Here is a 5,864-nt window from a genome sequence, read left to right as displayed (position 1 = left end):
GTATTATATTTACGGCATATTTTACAGCAATATTTACCGCGCCACTTACGCTGAATTTTTGAAGATAGACTTTCCGCGGGTACCTTTTACCGCTGATTACAAATTATTCAAAACTATGGGAAAATTTGGCAAGAAGCTAACTGATTTGCACTTGCTGAAAGAAGCTGCGGTAAATCCCCCCCTTGCTAAATATCCTGTCATCGGCGAGAATGATCGGATTGAAAAAATTGAATACAACGAGAACGAAAAACGCGTTTACATCAACAAAGAAAAATATTTTGAAGGCATCGCTCCCGAAGTCTGGAATTATCATATTGGCGGATATCAGGCGCTGCACAAATATTTGAAAGATCGCAAAGGCAGAAAAATGGATAATTCGCAACACTATTGTCGTATCGTTACTGCGTTGAGTAAAACGATTGAAATTCAGGAAAAAATTGATAATATTTATCATGAGGTAGAAAATAAGCTAATCGTGTTTTGATAAAGTGAGTTACAACATTCAGAGTGCCATTTGAGAAAATAAAATTGAAGCATACAACAGGAATCAACCATGAGCCAGATTTACAAACGACTATTCACAGGTATCATTCTTGGTCTTTTTGCAGCGGCAGTAGTCATTTTGTTCACATACATTTTATTCCCCACAGTTTTTCATAAATTTGAGCTACAAACGTTGGACATGCGCTTCGCCAGAAAAATTTCTCTGCTGGAAGAGCAACGCGCGGGGGACAAAATCGAGGAAATCGTCATTGTGGACATCGACAATCGCAGCTTGAATAAATTGGGCAGATTTCATCAGTGGCCTCGGGATTATTACGCGGAAATTACCAATTATCTCACTCATGGAGGTGCGCGAGCCATCGGATTTGACATTTTATTCATGGAACGCGACATCGACCGCGTGGCGGATACCATGTTTGTTCAGGCGACAAAAGTGTCCGGAATTGTCACTCACGCGCTTTCATTTTCTCGGGCAGAGCCAGATGCCTTTCTCTACCGCATGAATTTTCCGCCCGAGGGATTCGATTTTTCGCGTCTCAGTTACGCCTTCGATCCGAAGGTCGTGGCGCAGTTTCCGCTTGCAGAACGGTTTGACGGGAAATTTATCGCGCTGTACAATGCATCAAAAAGTCTCGGATTTGTGAATTATCAGCCGGATAATGACAGCGTCATTCGAAAAATGCCTTTGTTCATGAATTTCGCTGACCGCCTTTATCCCACTTTTGCTTTGGCGCTGATAATCAACATGTTCGATGTGGCTCCGTACGATATTTCCATCGTTCCCGGAAAATTTGTGAAAATGAAAATTCCCGCCATCGCTCCGGATGCGGCTCTGGAATTGCCCATTGACAAAAAAGGACAGATGTTAATTAATTACACTGGCACATTTCAGACATTCCGTTACGTTTCATTTTACGACGTGCTCACCAAACGCATCCCGGCGAATTTTTTTAAAAATAAAATCATTCTCATCGGTGCCTCTGCGCCAGGGCTCAACGATCTCCGTCCGGTCCCGTTTCAGGAAGCATTTCCTGGGGTGGAAATTCATGCCAATATGTTGTACAATATTTTGCACGGCGATTTTATTTATAAAAAATCCACTGCCACGAATATTTTCATTTTGATTTTGCTGTGTCTGTTCATCGGAATCGTCGCCTCATTTTTTCGCATGTGGATTAGCATCCCCCTGCTGCTGTTCGTCATCGCCGGTTTTATGGTGGCCACATTTTTTTCTTTCTGGACAAATAATCAGTGGATTGACAATGTCAGACCGTTCATCGGAATCATTGCCAGTCAAGTTGCAGTGTTAGGGTTCAAATATTTTCGAGAAATAAAAGACAAAAAACGCATCAAACAAATGTTTCAAAATTATGTTTCCCCCTCTGTGGTCAATGAGCTGCTTAAAAATCCCAATATGCTCAAATTAGGCGGCGAGCGTAAAATTGCCACCGCGTTTTTTTCCGACATCAAGAATTTTACCAGTTATTCTGAAAATCTCCAACCCGAGCAACTTGTGCAATATCTCAATGAATATCTGGCGATTTTAACCGATGTTATTCTGAAATATCAGGGCTATTTAGACAAATATGAGGGAGATGCTGTAGTAGCAATTTTCGGCGCGCCCATTCAGCAGCCGGATCACGCGATTCGTGCTTGCCGGGCGGCATTGGATATTCAAAAACGACTAAAAAAATTCCAAAAAAAATGGAAGCAACAGAACAGGCCTCCGTTCGAAACACGCATCGGTCTAAACTCAGGTCCCATGATTGTGGGCAATATCGGCGGCGTGAACCGCTTTGACTATACTGCCATCGGCGACAGCGTCAACCTCGCCTCTCGATTAGAGGGAACGAACAAAATTTACGGAACGTCTATTATTATCAGCCAGGCGACTTTCCAACTCGTGGGGAAATATTTTTGGTGCCGCGAGTTGGATTTGATCCGTGTGAAGGGAAAAGCAAAGCCGGTGCGCATTTTTCAGATCATCGAAGAAAAATCAATAGGTCTGACCAATGAGCAGAGAGCCGCCATAGAATACTTTTTGAAAGGCTTGGAAAAATATCGAATGAGAGATTTTCGCACTGCCCGAGAGTATTTTCTCAAATCGCTACAAATCGATCCGGACGACGGGCCTGCAGCTGAATTTGTTCGTCGCTGCAATTTGTTCGAAAAAAATCCGCCGCCATCGAACTGGGATGGTGTCTTTGAAATGACGACAAAATAGGAAAATGTCATGCATCCCCATTATCTGATTGACGGATACAATGTGATTCATAAAATTCCCGAGCTAAGGTCCGCCATGAAGACGAGTCTGGAAAAAGCGCGGAATGCGCTCATTCGGCGCATTCTGACGTATCTGGCGACCAAAAAAATAGAAATCACATTGATATTCGATGGTGATGATGTCGGATTTGTGGGCAATCCGTACGAAAGAAAAAGAAGATTGCACATTTATTATTCTCATGCTCCGGAAAAAGCAGATCCGCTTATTAAACGATTTATTCGGCAAAAAGCGGATTCGGCGCAGCTTTTTTTGGTGACTGAAGATAATGACCTGATCAATTTCGGCAAATCACGCGGAGTGAAAAATATTTCACCGGCTCAATTTTATCAACTGCTACGCAAAGAAGCCCAACAAACACAGTTAGATCAAAAATTTGACAAACCAATGACTGAAGAAGACCTGGCGACATGGCTGAAAATTTTCGGAGAAGGAGAAGATTAGTGAAAGCGCGCGAAAAAACAAGCGCTCAGTTGCTGCAGAAGCGCAAATTTTATGTGCGCGCGCTGGTATTTTTCACGGTGTTCATGCTGTTGGCGTTCAATCTGGCGAGCTGGCTTTTTTTGAATAGAATGAATCACTATCTGGAACAGGAACTGGAAAAACGATTGAAAGCGATTGCGAATTTGTCCGCGCAGAAAATCGAAACTGACTACATGGATGCCATTTACTCACCTGACGAACGTTCGCTGGGCGGTTTGCTTTTGCGACCTTTTCTCAGCCGTTTGATTTATGATTTTGAACTGGAATCTGCTTTCATCATTAATGCGCAAAATCAAGTTTTAATCGATGCGCAAAATAAATTTCCCGATGAACAGCAACTGACCTATCTGGAACAGGACAGTACAATTCTGGAAGAAGCCTGGTCAGGATCGCTGGCAGCGTCGCCCATTCATATTGTGGAAGGGAATAAATTCAAAAGTGTTTACGCGCCGCTGCGCAACGAATATTTTGAAGTGTCGGCAGTGCTCGTTCTGGAAGCGAGCGCGGATTTCTTTCAATTGCTGGATCTTTTTCGGCGGGGACTTATCCTCGGCGGACTGGTGAGTCTGGGGCTGATTGTCGTTTTTTCATTTTTCATTTCCTGGATGGTTTCACTGCTGATTCGCACGCACGATCAAATGCAGCAATCGGAAAAGTTGGCCGCCATGGGACAAATGGCAGCCTCCATGGCGCATGAGATCCGCAATCCGCTGGGAATCATCAAGGGCACCGCCGACGTGCTCAAAGAAAAATATGCGCCCAAAGACAAATCCGATGAACTGTTCGACTTCATTTTCGCCGAAGTCCAACGGCTGAATCATCTCGTGAATAATTTTCTCTCTTTTGCCAGAGAGCCGAAATTGAACATTGCACCGCAAAATTTGAACGCTGTCATCGAAAAAGTCATCCATGCGGCGCAGCGGGACAGTCAGGAAAATTCGGCAAAAATTAGCTTTGCACCTGACGAAAAATTGCCACAGATATCCATTGACGAAAATGCGCTGCAACAGGTTTTGTTCAATTTGATTCTCAATGCGCAACAGGCAATTTCCGATGAAAACGGAGAAATTACCGTTCGCCTGGATAAAGCACAAACGCGAAAAGGTGCCTTTGCCCGTATTTCCGTTCAGGACAACGGCGAAGGAATCGAAGGCGATGTTGAGAAAATTTTTGAGCCTTTTTTTACGACAAAATCTTCCGGTAGCGGTTTGGGGCTTGCCATCAGCCGGCAACTCATCGAAAAACACGGCGGTTGGATGGAAGTCATTTCCGAGCCGGGAAAAGGGACGACATTTTTCATTTATCTTCCTTTAAAATGAGGGATTGATATGCAGGGAAAAATTTTAGTCATTGACAACGAACGACGCATGTGCCACGTTTTAAAAAGCGCACTGGAAATGGACAATCATCAAGTGGAACTAGCGTACGATGGCGAAGCTGGTTTGAAAAAATTCAGCCAAAATGAATTTGATGTCGTGATTACGGATTTGAAGATGCCCGGACAAGACGGCCTGGCAGTATTGGATCAAGTAAAAAAAATCTCTCCGCAGACAGAAGTCATTTTGATGACTGCCTACGCCACAGCGCAGACCGCGGTAGAGGCGATGCGAAAAGGAGCGTACGATTATCTGATTAAACCGTTCGACATGATTGAGCTGAAGCTTAAAGTGAAACAAATTCTGGAAAAGAAAAATCTTGCCACCGAAAATGTCAATTTAAAAGAGCGGTTGCGCGATAAGTTTTCCCTGGACAATATCATTGGCCAGAGCGAAGCCATGCAGCAGGTCTATCGCATGGTGGAAAAAGTCGCGCCTACCGACGCGACCGTACTCATTCGCGGGGAGAGCGGAACAGGGAAAGAATTGATCGCTCAGGCGATTCATCAACTCAGTCCGCGCGCAAACGCCACATTCATGGGGGTAAACTGCGCTGCGTTGGCAGACACTTTGTTGGAGAGCGAACTTTTCGGACACGAAAAAGGCGCTTTCACCGGAGCGGAAAGGCAAAAACGGGGCAGGTTTGAATTGGCGCACGGCGGCACGCTTTTTCTTGACGAAATTGGCGACATTTCTCTGGCAACGCAGGTGAAATTGCTGCGCGTATTGCAGCAAAAAGAAATTATGCGCGTCGGTGGCGAAGAAGTCATTCCCGTTGACGTACGGACAATTGCCGCGACCAATCGCAATTTGGAAGAAATGATGAAAAACGAACAATTTCGCGAAGACCTCTACTATCGGCTGAATGTATTTCCCATTCAGTTGCCGCCGCTCCGAGAGAGGAAAGAGGATACCCCTGATTTGATTGCTCATTTTTTGAAAAAAAATAATGTTCCCGAAGATAAAATTGACGCGAAAACAATTAATGCTCTCATGAAATATGACTGGCCTGGCAATATTCGTGAACTGGAAAATATCGTCGAACGAATGATCATCATGGCGGGAGATGAAACCATTACCCCGGAACTGCTGCCGCCGCACATAAAAAGTTTCGTGCCCACAGGCGGGACGCTTACATTTGACATTCCGTCGGAAGGAATTTCCATCGATGAGGTCGAGAAAAATTTGATTTACTCAGCGCTGGAAAAAGCAGGCGGAAA

Annotated in this window: 5 protein-coding genes; all 5 read left to right on the top strand. The window is 44.4% G+C overall.

What is annotated here, in order from left to right; all coding sequences use genetic code 11:
- Window positions 1–484, top strand: a 484-nt coding sequence (locus tag GXO74_15585) for a DNA methyltransferase (GenBank protein ID NOZ63072.1), incomplete at its 5' end; no start/stop codon positions are given.
- Between the two features lie 69 nt (window positions 485–553).
- The gene (locus GXO74_15580) at window positions 554–2,728 is read left to right on the top strand and encodes a CHASE2 domain-containing protein (GenBank protein ID NOZ63071.1); all 2,175 of its coding nucleotides are present in this window, start codon (window positions 554–556) and stop codon (window positions 2,726–2,728) included.
- 9 nt (window positions 2,729–2,737) lie between these two features.
- Complete coding sequence (locus GXO74_15575; protein NOZ63070.1) at window positions 2,738–3,229, top strand: NYN domain-containing protein; 492 nt, start codon at window positions 2,738–2,740, stop codon at window positions 3,227–3,229.
- Window positions 3,229–4,587 (top strand): hypothetical protein, encoded by a 1,359-nt coding sequence (locus GXO74_15570; GenBank protein ID NOZ63069.1) that lies wholly within the window; start codon window positions 3,229–3,231, stop codon window positions 4,585–4,587. The genes GXO74_15575 and GXO74_15570 overlap by 1 nt, the downstream gene beginning before the upstream one ends.
- Window positions 4,588–4,596: 9 nt before the next feature.
- A partial coding sequence (locus tag GXO74_15565; protein ID NOZ63068.1) for a sigma-54-dependent Fis family transcriptional regulator occupies window positions 4,597–5,864 on the top strand: 1,268 nt, incomplete at its 3' end.

The organism is Calditrichota bacterium (genome assembly GCA_013152715.1).
Classification (GTDB): Bacteria; Zhuqueibacterota; Zhuqueibacteria; order Thermofontimicrobiales; family Thermofontimicrobiaceae; genus 4484-87.
Note: the sequence above shows the minus strand (reverse complement) of the source record. Positions and strands in the feature narration are given on the sequence as shown.